Source organism: Mucilaginibacter sp. RCC_168 (genome assembly GCF_041355315.1).
Taxonomy (GTDB): Bacteria; Bacteroidota; Bacteroidia; order Sphingobacteriales; family Sphingobacteriaceae; genus Mucilaginibacter.
In genome coordinates, this window is the sequence record NZ_JBFUPN010000003.1 from 73410 (window position 1) to 99823 (window position 26414).

Annotated in this window: 18 protein-coding genes; 14 read left to right on the forward strand and 4 right to left on the reverse strand. The window is 39.8% G+C overall.

The genetic code is table 11. The annotated features are described in order from the left end of the window. Window positions 1-515: 515 nt before the first annotated feature. The 5 genes from AB6735_RS03145 to AB6735_RS03165 all read left to right on the forward strand — a co-directional run bounded on the left by AB6735_RS03145 (window position 516) and on the right by AB6735_RS03165 (window position 6159). Entirely contained in the window at window positions 516-2978 is a 2463-nt protein-coding gene (locus AB6735_RS03145; RefSeq protein WP_370994374.1) for a TonB-dependent receptor domain-containing protein, read from the forward strand. A gap of 215 nt (window positions 2979-3193) precedes the next feature. Then, window positions 3194-3520 (forward strand): helix-turn-helix transcriptional regulator, encoded by a 327-nt coding sequence (locus AB6735_RS03150; RefSeq protein ID WP_370994375.1) that lies wholly within the window; start codon window positions 3194-3196, stop codon window positions 3518-3520. Between the two features lie 537 nt (window positions 3521-4057). After that, on the forward strand, window positions 4058-5008 hold the full coding sequence (locus AB6735_RS03155) for a DUF6268 family outer membrane beta-barrel protein (RefSeq protein ID WP_370994376.1): 951 nt from the start codon (window positions 4058-4060) through the stop codon (window positions 5006-5008). Between the two features lie 41 nt (window positions 5009-5049). Beyond that, window positions 5050-5298: a hypothetical protein gene (locus tag AB6735_RS03160; RefSeq protein WP_370994377.1), complete on the forward strand. Its 249-nt coding sequence runs from the start codon at window positions 5050-5052 to the stop codon at window positions 5296-5298. Between the two features lie 270 nt (window positions 5299-5568). Continuing rightward, on the forward strand, window positions 5569-6159 hold the full coding sequence (locus AB6735_RS03165; protein WP_370994378.1) for an RNA polymerase sigma-70 factor: 591 nt from the start codon (window positions 5569-5571) through the stop codon (window positions 6157-6159). Here the strand turns inward: AB6735_RS03165 and AB6735_RS03170 are convergent. Next, the gene (locus AB6735_RS03170) at window positions 6133-7395 is read right to left on the reverse strand and encodes an RNA polymerase sigma factor (RefSeq protein ID WP_370994379.1); all 1263 of its coding nucleotides are present in this window, start codon (window positions 7393-7395) and stop codon (window positions 6133-6135) included. The genes AB6735_RS03165 and AB6735_RS03170 overlap by 27 nt on opposite strands. 227 nt (window positions 7396-7622) lie before the next feature. Further along, window positions 7623-7976, reverse strand: a complete 354-nt coding sequence (locus tag AB6735_RS03175) for a YciI family protein (RefSeq protein ID WP_370994380.1) — start codon at window positions 7974-7976, stop codon at window positions 7623-7625. A 154-nt stretch (window positions 7977-8130) separates the two neighbouring features. Between AB6735_RS03175 and AB6735_RS03180 the strand changes: the two genes are divergently transcribed. From AB6735_RS03180 to AB6735_RS03210, 7 genes are all read left to right on the forward strand, one after another. After that, window positions 8131-9336, forward strand: coding sequence for a FecR family protein (locus AB6735_RS03180; RefSeq protein ID WP_370994381.1), 1206 nt, complete (start codon window positions 8131-8133; stop codon window positions 9334-9336). Window positions 9337-9601: 265 nt separating this feature from the next. Beyond that, window positions 9602-12460, forward strand: coding sequence for a TonB-dependent receptor domain-containing protein (locus AB6735_RS03185; protein ID WP_370994382.1), 2859 nt, complete (start codon window positions 9602-9604; stop codon window positions 12458-12460). 11 nt (window positions 12461-12471) lie between these two features. Continuing rightward, entirely contained in the window at window positions 12472-13626 is a 1155-nt protein-coding gene (locus tag AB6735_RS03190) for a hypothetical protein (protein WP_370994383.1), read from the forward strand. 133 nt (window positions 13627-13759) lie between these two features. Then, the gene (locus AB6735_RS03195; protein ID WP_370994384.1) at window positions 13760-15229 is read left to right on the forward strand and encodes a DNA/RNA non-specific endonuclease; all 1470 of its coding nucleotides are present in this window, start codon (window positions 13760-13762) and stop codon (window positions 15227-15229) included. A 146-nt stretch (window positions 15230-15375) separates the two neighbouring features. Next, the gene (locus AB6735_RS03200) at window positions 15376-16545 is read left to right on the forward strand and encodes a glycosyltransferase family 87 protein (RefSeq protein ID WP_370994385.1); all 1170 of its coding nucleotides are present in this window, start codon (window positions 15376-15378) and stop codon (window positions 16543-16545) included. A 310-nt stretch (window positions 16546-16855) separates the two neighbouring features. Continuing rightward, complete coding sequence (locus AB6735_RS03205; protein WP_370994386.1) at window positions 16856-17833, forward strand: glycosyltransferase; 978 nt, start codon at window positions 16856-16858, stop codon at window positions 17831-17833. Beyond that, a complete protein-coding gene (locus AB6735_RS03210; RefSeq protein ID WP_370994387.1) occupies window positions 17814-18629 on the forward strand; it encodes a polysaccharide deacetylase family protein in 816 nt (271 codons plus the stop codon). The genes AB6735_RS03205 and AB6735_RS03210 overlap by 20 nt, the downstream gene beginning before the upstream one ends. 13 nt (window positions 18630-18642) lie before the next feature. Here AB6735_RS03210 and AB6735_RS03215 read toward each other — a convergent pair whose 3' ends face one another. After that, window positions 18643-20010 carry a two-component regulator propeller domain-containing protein gene (locus AB6735_RS03215; RefSeq protein ID WP_370994388.1) on the reverse strand — a complete coding sequence of 456 codons (1368 nt, stop codon included), beginning with the start codon at window positions 20008-20010 and terminating at the stop codon, window positions 18643-18645. 364 nt (window positions 20011-20374) lie between these two features. Between AB6735_RS03215 and AB6735_RS03220 the strand changes: the two genes are divergently transcribed. Continuing rightward, window positions 20375-21244 carry a hypothetical protein gene (locus AB6735_RS03220; RefSeq protein ID WP_370994389.1) on the forward strand — a complete coding sequence of 290 codons (870 nt, stop codon included), beginning with the start codon at window positions 20375-20377 and terminating at the stop codon, window positions 21242-21244. A 113-nt stretch (window positions 21245-21357) separates the two neighbouring features. Next, window positions 21358-22602: an arsenic transporter gene (locus AB6735_RS03225; RefSeq protein ID WP_370994390.1), complete on the forward strand. Its 1245-nt coding sequence runs from the start codon at window positions 21358-21360 to the stop codon at window positions 22600-22602. A 92-nt stretch (window positions 22603-22694) separates the two neighbouring features. On the opposite strand, the gene AB6735_RS03230 is transcribed toward AB6735_RS03225, so the two are convergent. Next, entirely contained in the window at window positions 22695-26381 is a 3687-nt protein-coding gene (locus AB6735_RS03230; protein ID WP_370994391.1) for an ABC transporter permease, read from the reverse strand. Between the last annotated feature and the right edge of the window lie 33 nt (window positions 26382-26414).

Here is a 26414-nt window from a genome sequence, read left to right on the forward strand (position 1 = left end):
AAGGGACGGATAAAATATATTAGCTGCCAATGGCTTTAGCCTAAATAATCCATTTGTAAAAATTGATTATTACCAACCCTACTCAAGGGTGTTTATTATTTAAAGATACGTAATTACGGCTATTGATGCATCTCCTGATACATGAACGCCACCAAGTAATTGACCACTTACAGTACTCAATGTATAAGCGGTAAATTAATCCCTTTCTGCTATGATTTTTATAGCTTTTACCCTGTTTGGTGTAGTTTATCAATTATAACAGGCCGCTGGTCATTCTCATTTTCCTCTTATCTGTCCCAGTCATTTCTTTGAACCGGATAAATAAACCAAGCCACAAAATCGACTCACCGGTCTACGCTGCGCTGGACCACCCTCTCTCTTCGCCTGCGGCGGAAAGAGGGTGGGAAAAACAACAAAAATCCCATCTATGCGCGAAGCGGAGAGAGGGGCGACGAGCGTAGCGATGTCGGGGTGAGTCAATACGAAATGGCCAGTATTAACGAAAATTATTGCCGATGAAAACCCTCATTTTAAATATTTTAGCCATTCTGCTAATGCAAAACGCCTTTGGGCAGATAAGCGGGAAACTCGTCACCACCGATGGCAAGCCGCTCATGTTTGCTAATGTGTCGCTGCTCAAAGTCGCTGATACATCGGTAGTACAAAGTACGCAAACCAACGCGGATGGTATTTACCGGATAGAAAACGTGCCGGCGGGAAATTATAAACTCCGGCTCAGCAGTGTTGGTTATCAAACCTGGGATTCTCCGGGTTTTGAGATCAAGTCCCGCTCTGCTCATAAAGATCTTGGTACTACCATGATGCAGGAAAGTACCCGGCAATTAGGCGAGGTAGTGGTGAGAGCCAGTAAACCCTTGTATCAGCAGCGTCCCGACGGTATGGTGGTAAATGTAGAAAGCAGCTTAATGACCAAGGGGAGCAGCGCCCTGCAGGTTTTAGAGCGATCGCCAGGTGTGATTATCGATCACAGGAACAACAACATCAATTTAAACGGTAAAGGCGGGGTAATGGTGATGATGGATGGCAAACTGATGCGCATGCCGATGGATCAGGTGGTAAATATGCTGAGCGGCATGAGCGCCTCCAATATTGAAAAAATAGAATTACTAAGTACACCGCCTGCGGGCTATGATGCCGAAGGCAGCGCAGGTATTATCAACATTGTAACCCAAAAAAATAAGAAACAGGGTACCAATGGCTCGTTTTCTGCAACTGGCGGTTATGGCTTGGGCGAAAAGGGCATGGCCAGCCTGAACCTGGCACATAATACAAAAAATGTGAATTTATATGGCGCGTACACCTTTTCGCACGACAGAACTTATACCGATCTGTTTATTACCAGCAGTCAAAACATGCCTTTCCTGGGTGGTGATGTAGCGGTTGTTTTTGATAGCTATGCCAAACGCGTGCAGAACGATCATAACGCCAATGTAGGAGCAGATATAAAACTCAATACAAAAACCACCCTGAGCGGTAATCTCACTTATAATACAAGCAGTGCAGCCCTTACAACTACAAATCATGCCGGCTATAACGTATTGCCCGATTCTTTACTGACGTATAATGGCTTGAACACTTCGCAAAACCGCTGGAACAACCTGGTGAGCTCGATCAGTATCGACAGGCAAATAAACACTAACGATAAGATCAGTTTTGATGCGGATTATATTTATTACCATAACGATAACCCATCGCAGGTACAAACGACCTTTGTGAATAAACATGGGCAGGTGGCTGGGACAAACGATAGTTTGAACTCGCCACAACAGCGGGGTTTTGCTGCTACAACTATCAAAGTTGGGGTAGCCAAGGTAGATTACACCAAACAGCTAAACCCTAAACTGAAGTTGGAAACTGGCATTAAAGGAACCTATACCACCAGTTCCAGCTCATCGGGATTGGAAAGCCTGCTGGATAATACCTGGGTTAAAAGAACGGAATCGGCCAATGAGATTTATATGAAGGAGGGGATCGGGGCGGCTTACGCTTCCTTTAATGCGGAGATAACGCCCTCTACGAAACTAACTGTAGGGGCAAGGTACGAATACTCCTACACCGACATGACCGATCCTAACACGGGTAAAAGCCTGGTTAACCGTAAGCTGGGCGTACTGTTCCCCACCATATTATTTTCGAAAAAACTAAATGAAAATGCCGAACTGCAATTGTCCTATAGCAAACGGATCAGTCGCCCTACTTATAACGACCTGGCATCGTACGTTGGCTACAGCGACCCCACGGCGGTGTATACCGGCAATCCTTTCCTGAAACCAACCATCACTAATAACATTAAACTGGGTTATAATTACCGTGATTATTCATTCTCCCTGCTATACAGTCGCGACGATAACCCCATAGCGCGTTACCAGCTCAGTACAGGACCGTCAAAAGACCTATTGTATATATCGCCCCAGAATCTCAGCTATCAAAACAATCTTACTCTCCAGGCAAACCTTCCCTTTAAGGTAAGCAACTGGTGGGACATGACCTACAGTTTTACAGGCGGACTGAGCCAGTTTAAAGGGGGCGGCTATTCGGCATTTCCGTTCCGGAAGAGCTATTTTATTTATACGTTCAACTTTAACGAATCATTTAAATTACCGAAAAAGTATTCATTCGAGCTTTCGGGCTGGTACAATTCGCAATGGTATAACGGTACCACAAAGATAAATGGTCTGGGCTCCCTCAATGCGGGCATCAAAAAGGAATTGAACAATAATGGCGGGAGTTTCCAGCTTTCTGTAGCTGATATTTTAAGGAGTATACGCGTGCATGTTTATTATGGTACCTTAACGCAGGAGCCTTTTAATATCAAAAGCTACGTGGATGTACATACGGAATCAAGCAAATTTCCTATTATAAAGCTCACCTATTCCAAATCATTCGGCAGTACCCGGGCAAGTGGTCAAGCTAAACAGACTACCGGTGACGAAAGAGACAGGCTGAGGAAAGATTAATATTGGATTTTAGGACTGTTGGATTGTTGGACTTTTAGAGCAAGGACTGGGAGAGCAAAGAGCAAGGACTTTTGAAGTAAAGAACAAAAAAGTAAAACATAAGTTATAAGAAATCCTTGTTCCTAAGTCCTAAGTCCTAAGTCCTAAGTCCTAAAGTCTGTTGACATACTGCTGTCATTGCTCTGTACCAGTTTTGTATAGAAACACAAACCCAGATGAACAGGACAGACAGGCTAATGGAGGTGCTGGCCGTTTTACAAACCCAAAAGGTTGTAACGGTTGATTATTTAAAAGAAAAGTTCCATATCAGCACCCGAACACTGTACCGCGATATTCAATTGCTTACCGAATTAAGAATAACCGTACAATATGAAAATGAAAAAGGTTGTTTTATTCTGAAAGGCTACCGTAGTCCTGCACCCGAAACGCCTACCGGGATTCAGGATATAGGGCAGGTTTCCCAAAGCATTATTTTGATACCCGATCATTTGAAGAATGATGTGATGGCCTTACTTCAGGCCGGTAAGAATGGGACAAAATAGAAGTCGCCTCTAATCAATTATTTAATACTTTTTAAAGTTTCAAAAACTGCTCAAAACTGTATTGGAATTTGTTAAAAAGTGTTAAAATCGATGTTTTTGAATGAGTTTTCACCTGTTTTTACCTCGTTTTTGCGCAGAAAAGTGTTAAAATTTAAGGTTTAAAAAGTTTTAGCATCTCTAATCCGCAGGTGTCTTAGAACATCATCTAATGCATCCGAATAATTATTATTCCAAACTATCCCTATAACCAGATTCGGTTTGTCTGGCTTTTAACTCCTGTTTTATCCGAGCTCTTTAATCATCAAAATGTCATTTACCGACAATAATTTAATAATGGCTAAGGGTAAAGGGGATATAGCCTGACTGTATTGCAGAATAATTTTCATGAAGAGTAAGGGTAAATGCACCTGAGCGTGTTTCAAGAGAAATATGGATTAAAAAACAAAGCCAAATTGTATACAAGGAAGGATCCTCCTGGTAGCCGGTTTGGCAAACAAATTATCAAATTATCAAAAAAATAACTCCACACAACAACTCATGAAAACAAAGATCTTGTCTTTAATTGCGATAGTTTCAGTTTCATTCGCACTATCAGCACAGGCACAGCAAAATACACCAGTAGAAGAAGGTGTATCGGCACCAATCAAGTCAGTCCCGAATTTAGGATCATTTGAGGCCGACTATACTTATTCTCCCTTTAAAATTAATGGTAAGGATATGAATATACAGCAAGTGAACGGAAATCTTACCTTGCCCTTGTACAGTAAAATGCAAAATGGTAAAGTTGATTTTTTACTGGCAGGAGTAGGGTACAGCGGTTTGTTTCTTTCGGGTATGGGCAATCAGTTTGGCGGCAATAATTTTCACGCTATTTCGGTTCCCATTACTTTTCAAAAGGCATTTTCGCCTAAATATGCCTTGCTCATTTCGGCTGTACCAACACTATCTTCTGATCTGAAGGACATTTCTGGTGATGATATGCTTTATACCGGAGTAGCCATGTTAAAGATCAGGTCATCGGCTAAATTTACCTATTCATTGGGCGTAGTCTATTCTAAACAGTTCTTTGGTTCGGTGCTTGTTCCGGTGTTTGGTATCGACTGGAATATTTCGGACAAGCTAAGCTTATCGGGAACATTACCAGTTTCTGAAAAATTGAACTATAAATTATCCCAAAAAAGCAACCTTGGCTTCAGCGGCGATTTTGGCATTGGTGGTGGCACTTATCGTTTATCAAAAAAGATGAACTCCGATTATTTCCAGGCGCAACAGTTTAAGGCTTCGCTATACTACAACTATGCGCTGGCGAAGAATTTCTCAGTAGAGATAAGTGCCGGATATAATGTTGTCCAAAAGCTTGATCTGTATGATAAAGACCAAAAAGTTAACTGGGTGCCGTTTAACAACCTTGACAAACGGGGCGCTCCTTTAACAGAATTAAAGAAAACCGGTGTAGCGGTGTCAACCGGCATTAACTACCGATTCTAAATCCTTCGAACCGTATAATTTTATTCCCCTAAAATATGGCAATGATGATGAAACAGGCATATGCACCAACAATGACAGATACCATGGTTGAAGTTTTTAAAACAGATGTTCAAAATGTTGATCAGTCGATTAAGCTTATCTGTAAGCTCAGTCAATATATTCCGGAAATCGAAATAAATTTTGATCTGGAAGATTGTGACCGCATTTTACGAATCAAGGGAGAGCATGTTCCGGTGCCGAGAGTCATCAAATTGATGAATAATAGTGGATATTATTGCGAACGGTTATAAGCAGGTCCGTTACATACAAAAAAGGCCACCCGGTTATTTCGGGTGGCTTTGGAGCTTTAATGCCTGGTCTTGATTGCTTTCTAAACTAAACACATATCCATGACCACACTATCTACTTTCAGATTTGCAACTGAAAAGTTACTGTAATAACACTATTTATTAACCCGGATTTAACTTAAATTGAACACGTAAAGTTCAACTTTGAACCGGGTATCAATGACGCATCAGAAATGACCGTCTAATGCTCAAACTTATTTCTGAAACGGGTAGATGAGCATTGTAAAAGGAATATTTACGCACAAAAGTGAGTCGGACAGATCAATTGAAGAAATAGATCTGGATGTTCTTTTTAAAGAGCATTACGACAGGCTGGTATATTTTTCTTTTCAGTTGGTTAAGGATAAAGATCAGGCCGAGGATCTTGTTCAGGATGCCTTTATAAAATATTGGAACCTCCGCGAAACTGTAGCGCAGGACAGCATAGCTATTAAGAACTTTTTGTATAGTACTGTTCGTAACGCAAGCCTTAACAGTATCCGGCACAATAAAGTTGTGGAGGGTTACATCCAGTATTATGGAAATGCAGAGCCAGAAGAACCACCTGTAATTGAGGCTATCATAACAGCTGAAGCCATGGCCGAGATCCACGCGGCTCTTCATGCCTTACCGGATAGTTACCGTTCCATATCGATCATGGGATATTTTGACGGCAAAAAGAATCAGGAGATAGCCGATGAGCTGAATATGTCTATCAATACCGTAAAAAAACAAAAACAAAGGGCTTTGGAATTGCTCCGCGTAAAACTCTCACCTGAGCTATTTACCTGGTTTGCATTAGCTGTGCTTGCCTTTAGAAAGTAAACATTGTTGCTGTAGCTGATCAAGCTTTTTTTGAATGGCCTGCTTATCGGTTGGGGTACGGGCTAAAGACAAAGCCATTTCAAAATTACTTTTTGCCTTTTCCTGGTCAATGCCGGTATAAAGTTCGCCTAATAAGGTAAAATAAAATTGGTTATCAGTTAGTTTTAGTTTTTCGGCTTCCACAATCGCTTCGGCTTTGCTGTTGGCTTTTGATAAGGCAAATGTACGATTCAGCGCGGCAATAGGCGAGTAGGCTACCTGTAATAAACGATTGTATAGTTGTAACACGTTTTCCCATTTTTCTTTGGTATCGTTCTTTTGTGTACTCCAATAGGCTATGCTGGCTTCGATATGGTATTTGGAAAGGATGTTGCCTGTTGCTGCGCATTTTAAAAAATAGGCGCCCTTGCTGATGAGGTCGGCATTCCAAAGACTAACATCCTGATCGTCATACAAAATATGCTCCCCATTTTCACTTAGGCGGGCTTCAAACCGCGAAGCATGGAAACACATGAGCGATAGCAAGGCATTTACCGGCGGTTTGTTGGTGCTGGTATTCTCGATCAGCATATTACACAACCGCATCGCTTCAAAACAGAGATCTTTACGTAACGTTTGATTTTGACTAACGGAATAATAACCCTCACTAAATAACAGATATATGGTTGTTAGTACATTCTCAAGCCGCTCGTCAATTTCAGCAGGATTGGGGAGTTCAATTTTTAGTTTTTCGTTCCTGATCTTTTCTTTAGCCCTGAATAAGCGCTTGTTGATGGTTTCTTTATTGGTCAAAAACGCTTCGGCAATTTCATCAATGCCGAAACCACAAAGAATACGCAATGAAAGGCCGATTTGTGCCTCGGGCGGTATAGCTGGATGGCAAATAGCAAACATCATTTGCAACTGGCTGTCGTTGATGTTTTGTGGCGACAGATCGATATCCAATTCATGAAATTTGGAATGACTGATTTGTACTTCGGGCAACACCTTGCTTTCAAAAACAGTATTGCGCTGTAAATGATTTTTGGCTTTGTTTTTGGCCACATTGTAAAGCCAGGCAGTGGGGTTGGGAGGAACACCATGAAAACTCCAGGTTTGTGCAGCCGCCAAAAAAGTGTCGCTGGTAATATCTTCGGCTGTTTCCATTTGGTCGAATCCAAAACGGCGGCAAAGTACGGATACTATTTTCCTGTATTCGGTCCTGAACAGATGGGGTATGAGTTCCTGTTTTTCCATGGTAAGATGAGGATGGGATTGATTCCATCAACAAAAATTGGGTTTACATGGTTTACACATTTATGGTTAACATTTATTTATATAATTGATAATCAATTTTTTGTGTATTTTTCAAAAAAAAATTATGTAAACCCAATTTTGCATAAATATCACAGGCTTAACGTCAATTCATAGGTGGTACAACACCAGTATTAGCCAATTTGATTTATGATACAGGTCTCTATAACTTAGTGCACACCGTCGCGCCTGGCAATCCTGCGTACCTCTACACTGTTACCATCGCCTTGTAATACAGGGCTGCCTTTGGCAAACTCAACGGCTTCTTCAACAGAATCAGCTTTTACAATAATATATCCACCAATAGTTTCCTTGATCTCACCAAAGGGGCCATTGGTAACTACGTTGTTGTGCCAAACTACTTTGGCATCATCAAAAGGTAAACCGGTACCGCTGCTAAATTTATTTTGGGCCGCGATACCGCCTATCCAATCCATCGTTTGCTTCATCCAGACTTCGATCTGATCAGGTGAAGCTACTTTAGTGCCATCCTCATGTCTGAAAATTAAAATGAACTCGTCCATTATTTCAAATTTAATTGTTAATAAATATATGAATTACACACTCATATCAAGTGAGATAGAGTGAATTGGACAGCCTGAAGAAAAAAAAGTAATTTTTTTATACTTCCTTTATCCTTTTTGAAAATGAGAGTGTCTTTATATACGAAAAGGAAATATGAATAATTATCAACCCTACTTTGATCTTGGCAAGCTGATAGCAAAATATCTGCAGAAAGAGCTTACCGAACAAGAGCAAGACGAGCTGGAGCAATGGCTTCAAGCAGATGAACACAACCAGGAGTTATTCAAAAAATTAACTGATCAAACCATAATTGATTCGGAGCTTGAAACATTTGAGGCAAATGATAAGAATAAAGCCTGGAGAAATATTGTAAAAAAGACGGGATTTAAAAGCCCTGCTCGTAAAAAGACCACCATCAAATCATGGCCTGCGTATGCCGCGGCTATAGTTATATTGATAGCCCTGGGTGTTACGTTAACTAGGTATCGTAATGCATCCGGCGAACAAAAGATGGCTGTTAAGCCACAAAAAGACCTTCTGCCGGGAAGTAATAAAGCCATTCTGACACTGGCTGATGGTTCAAAGATCGTTTTGGATAATGCTAAACGAGGGAAAATAGCCAATCAGCAAAATGTTGTTATAACTAAGGATCAAAGTGGAGAGCTGGTTTACCAGGCTGCAGAAACTAGTCAAAATGAGGAATTGCCGCCTGTTGAAAAAAATGTAATGAACACGTTAGCCACGCCACGCGGAGGACAGTATCAAATTGTTTTACCCGATGGCACGCGGGTTTGGTTAAACTCAGCCTCGTCTTTAAAGTATCCTACGGCATTTGCCGGGAATGAACGCCGGGTTGAGCTAAACGGAGAAGCCTATTTTGAAGTTAGCAAAGACCCCAACAAACCTTTTTATGTAAAAACCGCGACTCAAACTGTAACAGTTTTAGGCACGCACTTCAATATCAACAGCTATGCCGATGAAATTGCCACAAAAACAACATTGCTTGAAGGTAGTGTAAGGGTTACCGGTAATACTAATGGAGTAATGGCTAAACTTAAGCCAGGAGAACAGGCTGTAAATACTATAAATGCGATTGATGTAAAAGAAAACGCAGATATTGACGAAGCCGTGGCCTGGAAGAATGGCAAGTTTCTTTTTCGCAATACCGATCTGCATACCATTATGCGCCAGTTATCAAGATGGTATGATGTAGATGTAGAATACCAGGGCAATGTGGCACAAAAACATTATCGGGGCCGTATTTCACGGAACGTGCCGGTTTCAGATATATTTCAGATACTAAAAACAAGCGGCATAAACTTCACAATTGACGGGAGGAAGATTATAGTAAGATCATAAAGCCTGATAACGGTAGCCGGCAAGGCCGGTTACCGCGATTGGCCCATAAAAAAAACCGGAAAGTGTTGCGAGCACCTCCGGCCAAATATCGGGCTGATAATTTAAAATCATATCGACTAATACATTTTTACTAAACAACCCAAACAAAAGTATGGATTTTTCTACATTTCCTGCGCCCGTATGTGAAGGCACGCGGGTAAATAAAATTAATAAGATTACCAATTGTTTTTTCCGGACAGATCCGGCCACAAAAAGGAAATTTATTATGCGGATCAAACTTATCACAGCTTTACTTTTTGCCGTATGCCTTCATTTGAGCGCTGCAAGCTTTAGTCAAAGCATTACACTTACCGAGAAAAATGCAAGTCTCGAAAGCGTTTTAAATAAAATAGAGCAGCAAAGCGGCTATGATATTTTTATGCAGACTGAACTGCTTGCCGGCAGTAATAAGGTGTCTATAGATATAAAGGCTCAACCTTTAACAAAGGTACTTGAAAAAGTATTTAAAGGGCAGCCTATTACCTATGCCATTGTTGGTCATACTATTGTGGTGAAAGAAAAAACCTCAGGCAAACCGGTATCGACAAGCGATCAAGGTATGTTAGCGTCGGTGTATACAGGTAAGGTGGTTGATGCCGAAACCAAAGAACCTCTTATTGGGGCCTCTGTTGGTGTAAAAGGCGGCGGTAAAGCCACCTCAACCGGGCTTAATGGTGATTTTAAATTGAAATTAGACGATAACAATACCAAAACATTGGTGATATCATACATCGGCTATGTTACACAGGAAGTTGAACTTACCGGTAAAAATGATCTCGGCCCGATTTTGCTAAAATCCAGCGCCAATGCCATGAAAGAGGTAGTAGTAACCGGCGACCTGGCCATTGATCGCAAAACACCGATAGCGGTATCAACCATCAATCAACAATTTATTGAAGAAAAATTAGGTGGTCGTGATATTCCGCAACTGCTGCAAAGTACTCCTGGTATTATGGCAACAGCCCAGGGTGGTGGTTATGGCGATGCACGTGTTAGCATCCGCGGTTTTTCAAGCGGTTCAAAAAAAGGTAACGTAGCACTAACCATTAATGGTATCCCTGTTAATGATATGGAAAACGGCTCTGTTTTTTGGTCAAACTGGTCTGGCCTTACCGATGTAACTAATTCTGTGCAAATACAGCGTGGCTTAGGTGCTTCAAAAATTATTATCCCTTCATTTGGCGGTACCATTAACATTACCACACGTACAACCGAAGCCGAAAAAGGAGGCTATATTTCGCAAACCATAGGTACCAATAATTATGAAAAAACAGCGGTATTGGTAGCAACCGGTTTAAATGCCAATGGTTGGGCGGCAACCTTTCAAGGTAGCAGAACTAAAGGTGATGGTTATGCCGATGGATTGAACTTTTTAGGTTATAACTACTTTTTTAACTTATCAAAAGTATTGAGCCCAAGCCAAACTTTGTCCTTCACTGTAATGGGTGCAACCCAAACACACGGTCAGCGCCCGGAGCGGCCCTTAACTGAATACGCCAGTGCCCCACAGGGTATTAAATGGAATTATGACCTGGGCGTTAAAGATGGCAAACAAATAAATCCGTATAACAACTTTTTCAGTAAACCGGTATTTTCATTAAACCATAACTGGATCATTAACGAAAAATCAAGTTTATCAACGGTATTATATGCTACCTATGGTACAGGTGGTGGTGGTGCAATAGGCGCCTCTGCTACTGGTACTGCTGTACCTCCAAGAGTGAGCAACTTATATTCGCCATTTGATTTTGATGCCGTACAGAAAAGTAACGCTGCAAACCCGGATGGTTCTGCCTTAACATACCTGTATGCAGCGCATAATGATCACGCCTGGTATGGTTTAAGAAGTACCTATACTACTACAGTAGGTCAATATTTGAACTTTTCTGCCGGTCTTGATTTAAGATATTACAAAGGTACCCACTATGAAGAGGTTAAAGATCTGTTAGGTGCTGATTATGTATATGATCCTTATACAGCTACTAAAGCTGCAGGAAGCAGATCAGGTGATATCAACAACCCAAATCACCGTGCAGTAGTTGGGGATAAAATTGATTACTATAATAAGGATTATGTGATGTCTGGAGGCGCTTATGCACAGGCAGAATATGCTAAAAATGACTTTTCGGCATTTATAACCTTATCTGGTTCTGGCACAGGTGATAAAAGGGTCGACCTTTACAATTATTTGAACAGCGACCCTGCACAAGCAAGCCGTTATGTTAACTTCCTGAGCTATCAGGCTAAAGCCGGTGCAAACTACAACCTGAACAATCAAATGAACATATTTGCCAATATCGGTTACATCACCAAGCCACCTTATTTTGACAATGTGTTTCAAAAGTTTACCAACTCCATTAACACCGGAACAGTAGATGAAAAACTGTTTAGCTATGAATTGGGTTACCAGTTTAAAACATCGGGTTTTGTGGCAAAGCTTAATTTGTACCGGAGCTTATATATGGATCAATCATTCACAAATCCATACACTGATAATACAACCAACCAAATATATAATGTGAATGTTAGCGGTGTAAACGAAATGCACCAGGGAGCTGAGCTGGAGTTAAGCTATCAGCCAATTAAAGCTGTCACATTACATGGCATGTTTTCTTATGGTGACTGGTATTATACTAAGAATGCAGGTCCTGCCACAGTATATAATGACCAGCACCAGGCGCTTACTACCATTAAAGAGGTATTGATAAAAGGAATTAAAGTTGGCGATGCGGCACAAACTACAGCCGCATTTGGGCTGGATATTAAAGTTTTGCCCGAGTTAAAACTGGGTACAAACTATTACTTCTATGGTAATTATTATTCAAGCTTCAACTTTGCCAATATTACTAATCCTGGTGTTCAACCTTATAAAGTGCCAAATTATTCTGTATGGGATCTTAACGCTTCCTTTAAATTTAAGATTGCTGGTTTAGATGCTACATTGAATGGTAACGTAAATAACCTGTTAAACACCAAATATATAGCTGATGGGTATGATCCTGCCGGCACAGGTTTGCCAGCCAATCTTAGTGTGTACTATGGCCTGCTCAGAACATTTACTACTGGTATAAAAGTTAAATTTTAAAAAGAAACTTCATGAAAAAGATATATAGTTTAATTGCTTTTGTTGCTGTAGTACTAACAGCGTGTCAAAAGCAACCTGTTATACCCAATTCTGCTCCAAAACATACGCCGTCATTAACGCTAACATTAGCCGCCGCAGATTATAAAATATTGGGTGATACATCATCTTATGCATATAAATCGAGCGCCTTTATGTCTGATGCCGATGCAAAAGTGACCATCCCATTAATTTTAGCAGCTAAATATCCATTGGTGGATGATAAATCAAAAGCTATGGTAACTTTTGCTATAGGAACGCCTACAATTAAGTTAGCTGATAGTACATATAGTAAGGTTGCCTATACACTTACGAATGCTGATTATTTGTTGTTGCCGGGTAATAAATTTACTGATTTCAGTGCAGCACAGATCCTTTCCTGGCTACCTTACAAATACACAAGTCCGGTAGCTAATCAATTAGCAGTATTGACCTTCAATTACTATGCAGGTACCACAACAGTACAAACATTTTCATATTTATATTTAAATGGCGCCTGGCAGCAAATATATATGCTTACTCCGGCACAGTATACGGCAGTAGGTCATTCAAGCTTTAATCAGTTTACTTCGGCTGATGCAGAAGCTAATATATATGCATATATCAATGCGATATTGAAGGCTGATTTATCAGTTGCGGCTTTTGCTAAAGTCGGAGATGTTAAATATGTAAGCTTTAACTATTATGTTAGCAGCGGTAAGTCTACTTATCAAAGAGTTTTACCGCTTGCATTTGACGGAACAAACTGGGTTACTAAATCCACAAATGAAACTTTATCATTCGCCAGAACTAATGGCAAATGGGAGTTAGATGCAGCTATTAGTTATACACTTGTAAAAGACGATTATACTTACATAGGCACGCAAACAAAGGCGGGCAGTGATGCTGCAAGAGCGAACGTAGCACAATACCCCGATTTTAATATCAGTGCACCTACCGATGCTACTTATTGGAGCGATAGCGACCTGAATGCGGCATTGACAGCGGTTTTGGTAAATAAATTTAAAGCCACTTCTAACGCTGGTCAAAAATATATTATTACTTATACCGTGTACAGCTTTGGTAAAACCTCAAATGTTGCCAAAACTTTTGTATACGATGGATCTAATTTTTCGATCTCTACTCAATAAATCTTTTTATTTAATCGGGGGCCTGGCTAAAGCCTGGTTCCTGATTCTTTTCTCATAAAACTTTAACAATACTCGCGTAGGCCTGAAGGTTATGGCCATGCTTTGCTATTATCTATCCACAAAAAAACAAATTATGATGAAAATTCAAAACTTACTACTTGGTTTTGCTTTGGTATTAACCATGGCAAGCTGTTCAAAAAAATCAACAGACGGGTCGCCCATCAACCCGGGAGATACAACCGTTGTTAAACCGCCGCCACCTCCTGTAATTCCATCTTACAGTATCACCGAAACCTTCGAACAAGGGAAAAAAGCTGCTTACGCCGCCGCCGATGTAACGTTACTCACGGGCAGCTGGAATTTTAATGATGCATTGATAGGTAGCACTGCGCCCGATGTAAAAGATGGTCTTGCATCTGTACGTTTGCGTGCCGGCGATATCGCCATGAATTTTGATATCAGCGGTGTTAATACCCTGTATATTAAACATGCAAAATATGGAACTGATCCTGTTTCAGTTTGGCAACTGCTTATGTCAACTGATGGCGGTAAAACATATACACAGGTAGGAAGCGATATTAATGAAAACAATACTACCCTGGTTACCGACTCCTTTAAGGTAAGCGTAACCGGTAAAGTACGTTTTGAAATTAAAAGAACAGGAACCACTACAAATAATCGTGTTAATATAGATGATATCACCTTTAAAGGAAAAGGCGATCCTGGTATTGTTGTGGGTACCCCAGATGATGGCGGGGACGATGGCGGCGGTTCACCAACAGCACCCGCATCTACACCAAGAGATGTAATGGCAGGTACAGACGCTCCGCCAACAAGCGGCGACAACAGCGATTTGCTTTTTGGTAACCCTTCAAACGCGCAAAGCAGTACCGCCTCAATGGATAACTATCTTGTTGATCAGAAATATTATACAGAATCATACAATGCTACCAAGGGTGAACCGAATTGGGTGAGCTGGCATTTGGATGCTACTAATATCACCGGTGCTTCAGACCGTTTAAATAATTTTGCGGGTTGGGCCAGCCTGCCAGCAAACTGGTACATGGTTAATGATAATGCCTATTCCGGAAGCGGGTTTGACAGAGGACATAATTGCCCTTCAGCCGACCGTACAAGTTCGGCCAACGCAAACTCGGCCACGTTCCTGATGACCAATATGATACCTCAGGCGCCACAGAACAATCAACAAACCTGGGCAAATCTGGAAAATTATTTACGTGAACAGGTGATTTTGGGCAACGAGGTATATATTATTATGGGTAGCTATGGCACAGGTGGTGTAGGTTCAAACGGATCAGCAACTACCATAAACAATGGTCATGTTAATGTTCCCAGCAATGTATGGAAAGTAGCGGTTATTATACCTGTGGGGGATAATGACCTTGGCCGCGTAACCAGTTCAACCAGAGTTATCGCGGTAAATACCCCTAACATAAACACTATCAATAGCGATTGGACGAAGTATATTGTAACCGTGAAAGATATAGAACTGGCAACTGGTTACACTTTATTATCAAATTTACCAGCTACTGTACGGGCGGCACTGGAAATAAAACTTGACTCTGGCACACCTGGGTCCTGACACATTACCGAATGTATAACAAAAAAGCCACTCCTAAGGAGTGGCTTTTTTGTTATACTGTAAATTTAACGTCCTAAACAACATAGTAATATAAAATACTACTAATGGGCTTGTTTTGTATATTCGCAACCCAATGCCCCTGTTTTATGCAAAAAATAACCAAACTTATCTATAATAAGCCTTTTGTATTTTCTTTATGGTTCGGTTTAAGTTTCCTGATCGTTCTGAAAGGAATTTTAACTCATCAAATATTTAATAACTATCAGGTATTTAAATATAATTTTATAAATACCATTCATCAGCATAATCTCTATACCCCTCAGCCCGAACATTTTTATGATCTAAATCATTATGGGCCGGTATTTTCCCTGATCATAGCGCCGTTTGCATTAATGCCAGATAGCATTGGCGTTTTGATGTGGGTAATGTTTAATGCTTATATACTGTTTAAAGCTATACAACTGTTACCTATCAAAGAAAATCAATATGTTATCATTTTGCTTATCTGCGCTCATGAATTAATGACGGCCTCGGCCAATGTTCAAAGCAATCCTATGGTAGCAGGATTGATTATTTTAAGCTTCAGTTTTATCAAAAAGAAACAAGATTTTTGGGCCGCCCTGATGATAGCCATCGGAACATTTGTAAAGTTATATGGAATAGTAGGGCTCGCATTCTTTTTCTTTTCCGAAAACAAACTAAAGTTTATTGCGAGTTTTATCTTTTGGTCTGCGGTATTATTTGTGCTACCCATGCTTATTTCATCGCCGGCCTTTATTATTCAAACCTATCAGGATTGGTACCACGATATTGTAGCCAAAAATGACACCAACCAAGGTTCTCTACTACAGGAAATATGTGTGATGGGACTAATCCGGAAAATATTCAATTATCCTGGGTTAAAAAATATATATGTAATAGCCCCGGCTCTAGTGCTTTTTGCGCTTTCTTATTTAAGAGTAAAAAGCTTTAAAACTTTGCAATATCAATTACTTATCTTGTCATCTGCTTTGATTTTTGCGGTAATTTTCAGTAGTTCATCAGAGTCATCAACTTATATTATTGCTTTTACCGGAGTGGCTATTTGGTACATGAATTTAAACAGGCCAGTTACCCGGTACGAAGTATTCCTATTGACTTTTGCCCTCATCTTAACCAGCCTTTCACCATCCGATCTCTTTCCACGATACATCAGAACGGCGTATGTTGCTCCTTACAAACTGAAGGCCTTGCCATGTTTCCTGATCTGGCTAAAGATAATTTATGAAACCTTAACAAGGCATTTTTCAAAACCAGAACAGCTTAAAGCCATATAAGTTATTGACATTGCGGTATGTTGATGTCCTGGTGAATGTTAATATGTTTACAATTCTGTGGCTAATTCTAAATGATTTTATGATTAAATCATTATTAATTATTTATGTTTGTAACACTAAAGTTACATCAACGGAGTAAGGGTAATCTCTCTTTTTAACGTGTTATAGTTTTATTACAGTGGCGTTGTAGCGTTGATGTTTAAATCTTCGTATCATATTTGTTACATAAAGATTGATTGAAAAACTATTAGATAAACCTGATCAATATAATATTTAATACCTGTCACAATTTAAAGCCCTTATTAATAACATGACGTTCGTTATAAAAAAGAAGATATCGGTAATTATACCATCTTATAATGAAGAAAAGAATATAAGTTTTTTAATTGAGCAAATCAATGAAACATTGAGTCATACCAATTACGATTATGAATTAATTTTTGTTGATGACGGCAGTAGCGATAATACTTTAAATGAAATAAAATTTAACGCACAGTTACACGCCAATGTTTTTTATATAGAACTTTCAAAAAACTTTGGGAAAGACCATGCGCTTAAAGCAGGCATTGCCTTGGCGCAGGGTGATGCCGTGATTACCATGGATGCCGATCTGCAGCATCCCCCGCTTTTAATATTAAAAATGTTGAAGTATTGGGAAAATGGCTATGATATTATTTACACTTACCGGCAAAGCAATAACCCACATGCCAAAGCTTATCAGAAAGCTACATCAAAGCTGTTTTATAAAGGCATCAATATGCTTTCAGATATTAAACTGGAGAATGGCACCGCCGATTTCAGGTTGATGGATGAGAAAGTGGTAAAACAACTGAAGCTGATTGACGAGTATGAAATATTTTTTAGAGGGATAGTGAAATGGGCAGGTTATAAGCAAATTGGTATTCCTTATACACCATCTAAAAGACATACCGGCGAAGCCAGTTACTCTTTCATTAAGCTGGTTAAGCTTGCAATAGGTAGCATTATGGCTTTTAGTGCCCGCCCTTTATATTTAGTTACAGGTATTGGTTTGTTTTTTTCGGCTATGGCCATATTATACATTCCTTATGTATTGTTTAGCTATTTTGCCGGCTACGCTGTTTCGGGTTGGGCATCTGTATTGGCTACGGTAGCTTTTTTTGGTGGTTTGCAATTGTTGGTGTTAGGTATAATAGGAGTGTACGTAGGTAAAATATTTATGCAGTCAAAACATCGTCCTAATTATATCATTCGGTCAACAAATCTTATAACTATCAAAAATATAAATAATGATTTTATTGGGGTTTGATGTAGAGGAATTTGATTTGCCTTTAGAATACGGTCGGTCAATATCTTTTGATGAACAATTGTTGATCTCTACCAATGGTACAAATTCAATTTTGGAGTTACTAAGATCTGCAAATATAAAAGCCACGTTTTTTTGTACTGCAAACTACGCGCTTCATAAACCTGATATTATTGCCAAAATTGTAAACGAGGGACATGAAATAGCATCGCATGGTTACTATCATTCCGATTTTAAACCGGCGCATTTAAAACAATCAAAAGAGGTTCTTGAAGATATTTCGGGTACCGAAGTGACTGGTTTTCGAATGGCGCGTATGATGCCTGTGGATGAGGCTGAGATTAAGGTGGCTGGGTATACTTACAATTCCTCCATTAACCCTACATGGCTGCCAGGCCGTTATAATAATTTTGATAAACCACGTATCTGGTTTTATGACAATGGAGTTTTACAGATCCCCGCTTCAGTATCACCATTAGTTCGTTTCCCGCTTTTTTGGTTAAGTTTTCACAACTTGCCTTTGCCTCTGATCAAATGGATGAGCTCTGCTACGCATCGCAAAGACGGATATCTTAATCTTTATTTCCACCCATGGGAATTTACCAACCTGCATAATAAAGAAAAATACGGTCTTCCGGGTTATATATCCAGAAATTCAGGAGAACCATTTATACTCCGGTTAAAAAACTTTATCAAATGGGCACAAGCAAAAGGATACGAGTTTTCCAGAACCAGTGACTTTACCTCCTCGGTAACAGGAGAACACCCAGTTATAAAAAAGTTGCTACCTGTTAAATAACACTTACAACTTTTTATCTCTTTTTGATCCTTACCAAACCATTAACTGTAGCAGCATAAATAACACCTTTTGAATCCTGTGCTAATTTATTAATGGTATATCCTGGCATAGGCGTATTATTATTGTGATAATTTTCCCAGCCATCTTTCAGGTTAAACCTTACCAGGCCCGATTGCTCTGTAGCTATCCACAAAACATGTTCATGTTGATCATACAGCATATCATTAACATGGTTTGATGGCATCCCTGAGTTTTTGTCATTGTAAAAAACCCAGGTTCCATTGGTTCTTAGTACCGCTATACCTTCCTTGTCATTATCACCTGGAGTGGCATTACAGGCAGTTAAAGAGAAATATAGGTTGCCAGCTTCATCTTCAGTAGCATTAGAAATATAGGTGTCTTTTAACGGAGTATTGGATGTGTTAAAGGTAGTAGGCACGTTATGGTCAATCATAATACATCCTTTTGATGTACCTATCCACAAGCGCTTTCGGCTATCTTCATAAACATAATAAACATTGCTTGAGGGTAGTAGTGGAATAGTTTTTTTATTGAGTACCACAACTTTATCCTTTCTTAAAACTACAAGCCCGGCTTTAGTAGCAAAAAGAAGATCACCATGCCGATTGTTTAAAATCCGGATAGCTCCGGGCGTTACAAATTTTTTAAAATCAAATATCTGCCATCCTGCATCACTATATTTGTACATTTTATCATCAACATACACCCATTTATTATTATCCTTATCTACATTGATATCTGTTACGGCTGTTTCGCCGGTAAATGGAGAATTAAACTCGTTAACCGGGTTAAAGTTTTGACCATCAAACCGCGTTAATCCCTTAATGGTGGTATACCACAGCACATCGGTTTTATCTATAATGCATGATTTGCTGATATTGTCTGGCAGAGGAGAATTATACTTGGTCCAGGTTGTAAATTCATAAGAATTTAAAGATGGATTAGTATAGGCAACTGTTTTATTATAAATAGTAGGGTCACCAGCAGGTTTTAACTCGGTTAGATCCATTCTTTGCATTTGACTGGATATTTTCCCATTCGCAAAGCGGAAAATCACATTCACAGATGCAGAAACAGGTTTGCCGTTTACTTTGGCGGCTCTCCATATATTACCATTTAAATACCTGATCAACTCCGCGGTTAAAGGACCGTTTGTAACGTCGGTATGACTAAGCACACAGCTAAAACCAGATGGCTCAACCAAAACCTGGAAGGATAGAGATCCATAAGCATCTTTCAAGATGTATTTGCGATTGATCTGATCACATATATAATCAAGTGTAAACTGGTCGCAAGTTGCTTTAGGATCACCACAGTCCATGCAAAAATTGGTCGCATTACACACGTTTATCTTTTCCAAAAAAAGATTTTGTGCAAAAAGCGGCGCAGGTACAAGAAAAATAAACAGGGTGATAAAGGATAACGTTCTAATTTTAAGTGGGTATAAGAATGCCAGCATTATGTTATAAATTAAAGAAAGCAAACGCAAAACACCAAATAAATATTAGTTAAATAATGTTAAACAAAATTATTAGTGGTTAAGGCTTTTACTCACATATAACAGCAGGTGCAGCAAAAAAGTATCCGAACGGGTAAAATGCCCTAAACTTGTTAGAAAATATTATTAATTTTAGAGTTGTTCATTATAGCCTGTAAAGCTTCTTTAGGGTGAATGTTTTTAAACTAAATCAGTGTAAGCTCCAGGTTATATCATAATGTTTTATATGAAAAGATACGTTTTATTATTCCTGTTAATCAGCTCTTTTTCCGTATACGCCCAAAATACGATCAATAACTATAAATATGTTGTTGTGCCTGAGAAATTCAACTTCCTGAAGCAGAATGATCAGTATGGGTTAAATTCCCTGACCAAAGCTCTTTTAGCAGATAAAGGATTTACGGTTTACTTAGATAACAGCGAGCTGCCAAGTGAAATTGCCAACAACAAATGTCAGGCGCTAAATGCCGATGTATTAGAAAAGAGCGGTATGTTCACCACCAGCCTTACGCTCTTGTTAAAAGATTGCCAGGGCAACATAGTTTTTAAAAGCAAAGAAGGTAAAAGCAGGGAAAAAGAATATCGGGTTTCTTATAACCTTGCCCTGAGGGAAGCTTTTACTTCATTAGATGGAGTACCCTATGCTTATAATGGAGCAACGAATGCACAACCAATACAGTCAACGGTTACCGCCACTACCCCTGCAGCAGCTGTAAATACACCTAATCCAACTACAACTGTCTCCTCTCCGGCGGCAGCTGCTACAACCTCTCCGGCAACTGTAAACACAACTGCCAAAGCTGTAATTGCTTCATCTCCGGTAACAGTTTCAACTATTTCTGAAAAACCTGTGCAGGCAGAAAATACGAATCAGCGGGCTGGAACTTTATACGCTCAGGCAATAGCCAATGGGTATCAATTAATTGATACCACGCCTAAAATAGTTTTAACCCTTCTAAATACCTCGGTACAGGATTATTTTATTGCCAGCAACGGAACTTCCAACGGTATCGTTCTGAAAAAGAACAACGAATGGTTCTTCGAATATTACAAAGGTGGTAAGCTTATTTCGGAAAAACTCTCGGTTAAATTTTAATTATCTTCATTGACATGATCCTTTGCTGATATGAAACCGGCGGCCATGTTTTATTTATTGTAGTTTAAAATTAAACTTTAAAAGGGTGCCCGCCAACGAAAATGCAGCATGATATGGCTCATTATACAATCTGGATAATCATTTTTTTTACCATAGCAGGAGTCATTATCCGTCCATTTAAAGTACCCGAGGCCATTTGGGCCACAGGTGGTGCTGTAGTATTGGTTATACTGCAACTTATTTCACCCGCTGATGCATTTTTAGGAATAGCCAAAGGCAGCGATGTTTATCTGTTTTTAATAGGTATGATGTTATTGGCAGAAACAGCCCGAGAAGAGAAATTTTTCGATTGGCTGGCAGCGCATGCCACCAAAATGGCTAAAGGATCATCAACCCGCCTTTTTCTTTTAATTTACCTGGTTGGTGTTATAGTTACTACGTTTTTATCAAATGACGCTACTGCTGTTGTGCTTACGCCGGCGGTAGCCGCGGCTGTTAAGGCAGCTAAAGTTGAAAAGCAGCTCCCTTATCTTTTAATTTGCGCATTCATTGCCAATGCCGCTTCTTTTGTACTTCCTATATCAAACCCCGCCAACCTGGTTATTTATGGTAGTCATATGCCGCCATTATTACAATGGCTTCCACAATATATTATACCATCTATAGTGGCTATAGGAGTAACATATTTCATGCTTTATTTAACACAGCGTAAAACGCTAAAGCAAAAGATTGAATCTAATATCCTTATACCTGTACTTTCAGAAGGCGGCAGAACGGCAATTTTTGGTATCGCTATTACTGCGGTTATCCTCCTGGCTGCTTCGGCGCTGAATATTCAACTGGGACTTCCTACTGCAATTACAGGTATACTGACATCTGCTATTGTGATCATTCGGGCAAGGAAGAACCCCTTGACGGTTGTAAAGGGCGTATCCTGGAGTGTATTACCGCTGGTAGGTGGACTTTTTGTACTGGTTGAAGCCCTAAGCAAAACAGGTATAATCCAAATATTAAATCTTCTCCTGCATCAAAGCGCACAGAATTCGGTTAACCAAACGGTATGGGGAAGCGGTGTCATCATTGCCTTTGCTTGTAACCTTATAAATAACCTGCCTGTGGGATTGATAACGGGTAGTGTTGTGCAGGGAGATCATATACCGGAAATTGTGAAAAGCGCTGCTTTAATCGGTGTTGATCTGGGACCTAATTTATCCATAACCGGATCTTTGGCAACTATCCTATGGCTGGTAGCCCTGCGTCGCGAAGGACAAAGTGTAAGTGCATGGGCTTTCCTCAAGCTTGGATTTCTGATCATGACTGTAGCGCTTCTGTTTACCATAGCATCGCTGTGGATATAATATTGTAAAAAAAGCGACCTGGTTATGTATCAACAAAACGTCAGGTCTCGCTTTATTAACCCAGGCTCTTTGCTGCAAAAGCAGTTTTGATGTCATTCATTTCTCAGGCTTTTCACCGGATTTGCTCTGGCTGCTTTTACTGCCTGAAAACTTATGGTTGTAAGTGCAATAATTGTGGCAGCAAGTCCGCTGGCAATAAACAACCACCAGGTTATATTGATGCGATAGGCATAATTCTGAAGCCATTGGTGCATATAATACCAGGCAATGGGTGTAGCGATCGCGAAGGCGACCATGATGAGTATGATAAATTCTTTTGAAAACAAATAAATGATGCTGCCAGCAGTAGCACCAAGTATTTTACGAATACCAACTTCTTTTATCCGCTGTACTGCCATAAATGAGGCTAAACCATACAAGCCTAAACAACTAAGGAATATCGCGATAGCTGCGAAAATCTTATACAATTGTGATAATTGATTTTCCTGTTTGTAAAAACTGGCTATTTTTTCATCCAGAAACTTGTACTCGTAAACAAAATCGGGATAGGTTTGCTCAAATACTTTTTTAACAGACGCCAGTGTAGAAGCCATGCTTTTGGTTGCCAGTTTGATGCCTATCTGGCTGTACATGGCTTTGTCTGTAGTTACGAGCAATGGGGCCAGGTTATTGCGGAAAGATCTGTCATGAAAATCTTTCAACACACCAACAACAGGTCCATGCAGCACATCGTTCCACGTACTTATATCCTTGTTCAATATGTCTTCAGGCTTATTAATCCCTAAATTTTTCAGCAGCGATTCGTTTACCAAAAATTCGCCTACGGTGTCAGAGGGCTGCACATTTCTACCCGCTACCAGCGGTAATTTATAAGTTGGTACATATTCGTTGTCCGCAAATTTCACAATCGCCTGAAAATCTGCCCTTTTTACTGCACGGTAAAATTTAACCGGGCTCCACATATCATTACCACTTTCAATGGGGGTGTTGGTGCTTAAGCTCACAGATTGCACACCATTTACAGTCAATAACTGTTTCTTTAAATAATCCAGCTTGCCGTCGAGTGTAGTATCTATACGGAAAGGGACATTGATAACGGCATCTTTATCAAAGCCCAGAGGCTGATTCATAAAATAATTCATTTGCTTTACAATGATGAGCGTTCCGATGATGAGCACCTGTGCAATGATGAATTGAAACACCACCAATCCTCTTCTTAATGAAATGCCCTGTGAATTATTTGATGTTAGTTTACTTTTTAGCGCATTAACCGGGTTGAAACGTGATAAAACAAGAGAAGGATAAAAGCCGGCAAGTGCGGTCACAATAATGGCAACGATCAAAAGAAATAAAATAATTGCTGGATTGTTGAATATGTTGAATGAAAGCGTAAGTTCTAAAAGTCGACTTAGATAGGGCAATGCCAAAATTGTAATAAGTCCTGCCAGGGCTACAGCGCTTATAACTATCAAAAATGTTTCAACGATGAACTGAATCTGTAATTGAGATTTACTACTCCCTAAAACTTTTCTTACGCCAACCTCTTTTGCCCTGTTAACAGCCTGTGCGGTAGATAGATTGATAAAGTTTACGCAAGCAATTAATAAGATGAATGCCGCTATCAACCACAAAACATTGAGCAACTGATGGCTGATTGTTTTGTTGCTGTAATTACCTGCTTCTGCATCATAATGCACCGCACTTAATGATTGTATAATATGGCTATCCTTATTGTTGGCAGATTGCAACTTTCGGGAGTAAGCTCGTAATTGCTGATTAAAATTGTCAGCAGAAATATTTGGCGGTAACAAAATGTAGCAACCAAAATTAGACACTGTTTCGGTCCAATTGGTAGATTGTTCCAGGTAATCTCCGGTAAATCCTGTTCCAAAAGCTACAACCAGTTTTAGCTGAAAATCTGTATTTGTTGGTATGGTTGCCAGGATGCCCGAAACTTTCAATACGTCGGTACCGTGCTCGAATATGTAGCCGCCTACCTGTAGTTTAATGGTTTTGCCTATCGCCGTTTTCCAGTCGCCGAAATATTTTTCAGCGATTTCTTTTGTAAGCAATACATTGTTAGGGTCTTTTAATGAGGCATACGAACCTGCAAGCAGGGGGAAATTAAAAATTTTAAAGAATGAAGGCCCTGCAAAAAATACACCCCGCTGCTCTTTAAATTTTTTTTCGGTATTTCCGTTATTGTCAACTATCAGTAATTGATCGTTTTGGCTTGCAAAAACCGGAGCCACTTGTTCTATTTCAGGAAAAGCAGTTTTCAATCCCCGGGGTATTGGCAAAGGGAGGTCTTTCCCATAAGAAACATTTGCCGATTCGGCATGATGATATTCGGTTAAAACACGATAGATACGATTATTACCGGAATGAAAATTATCGAAGCTTGTTTGATATTGTATAATGATAAAGATCATCATACAAACGGCAATCCCAACTGCCAGGCCTGTAATATTAATAGCAGTATAGCTTTTATTACGCACCAGATTGCGTTGTGCTATTTTCAAATAATTCCTAAACATATAATTGCCGGTTAATTTTTTACGAGACCACCATGGAGGGGTTTCATGATGCAATATTACCGGCGCAGATTGTGATCGGCTTCCCAAATTATAAGATGGGTACTCTTTTTTTAGCTCATTTTTATATTCCACCGGACTTTTTCCGGTCATTTGCTTAAAAATGCGACTAAATGTACTTTGAGAATTGAATCCCGATTCAAAAGCAATACCCAGGAGGGTAAAGTGATCATATGTGTGATCTTTCATTTTCCGTGTAACCGCCTTTACGCGATATTCATTGATGAAATCATTAAAGCTTTTTTTAAGCACTGTATTAATGATTCGCGATAACTCATGGGTAGTTAGTTCAAGCTTTTCGGCCAATGAGTTTAAGCTGAGTTCAGGATCCAGGTAATACAGGTTGGCTTGCACAGCCTTCTTCAGCCAAGTGCCTTTTTGCTTCATTTCGGCAGGAAGCGTGGGTTTTAAGAACGGGGGATGGGCAATTAGCACACCAGCCTCCTGTCTTAAAAAAGCTGCGGCCGCTATCCAGATAATCATTACCGCTAAAAGGAGAAACAAAGGATAATAAGCTTGTACATTTAATAATTGGTAATGGTAATAAAAGTCGGCAGCTATAAAAGGAATCCACAATAGCCATAATAAACTGAAACCTTTCAATAAATTATGAAGCCAGCGTAATTCATATCGGTGCCGGTCGCCTCCGTTAAATTTCATGCCTTGATAAAAGCGTTCTATCAGCCTATGAGATGCGTAAAAGTAAATGCTGACTGATATAAACATCAGCAATTGCAATATGGGGTTTAGTTGATAAAAGGCCGGTGTTTCACCAATAGCCGCACCGGTTTTTATACTATCCCTCACTTCTAAGGCCTGAACACCTAAACCCACCAGCAACGGACTCAAATGCAACAGATCTTTCCAATGGAATTTATATTTCGGCTGGGTCATTTTAAGTACATAAAAATAGATCAAAGGGCCAATTGAGAGCGAAAGTTGCAGCGGCAGCCAGCTCCAGTGCGAGAAGTAGGTCTCCAACCGGATGTCGACACCCAATACCCAAACCATCCATAAAACGACAACTGCCTGCGCCAGGCAAAGGAACCGGTTTGCCGGTTGATTAATTTTTTTGCTAAACCACAATAGCAGGATAAATGTAAGCCCGATAAATATCGTTCCCAGAAAGATCAGATCATAGAAGGTAATATGGAAAGTATATGTATTCAAGTTAATTGGCAGCATCAATCGCTGTTCCAAATTTATACCATATTGATA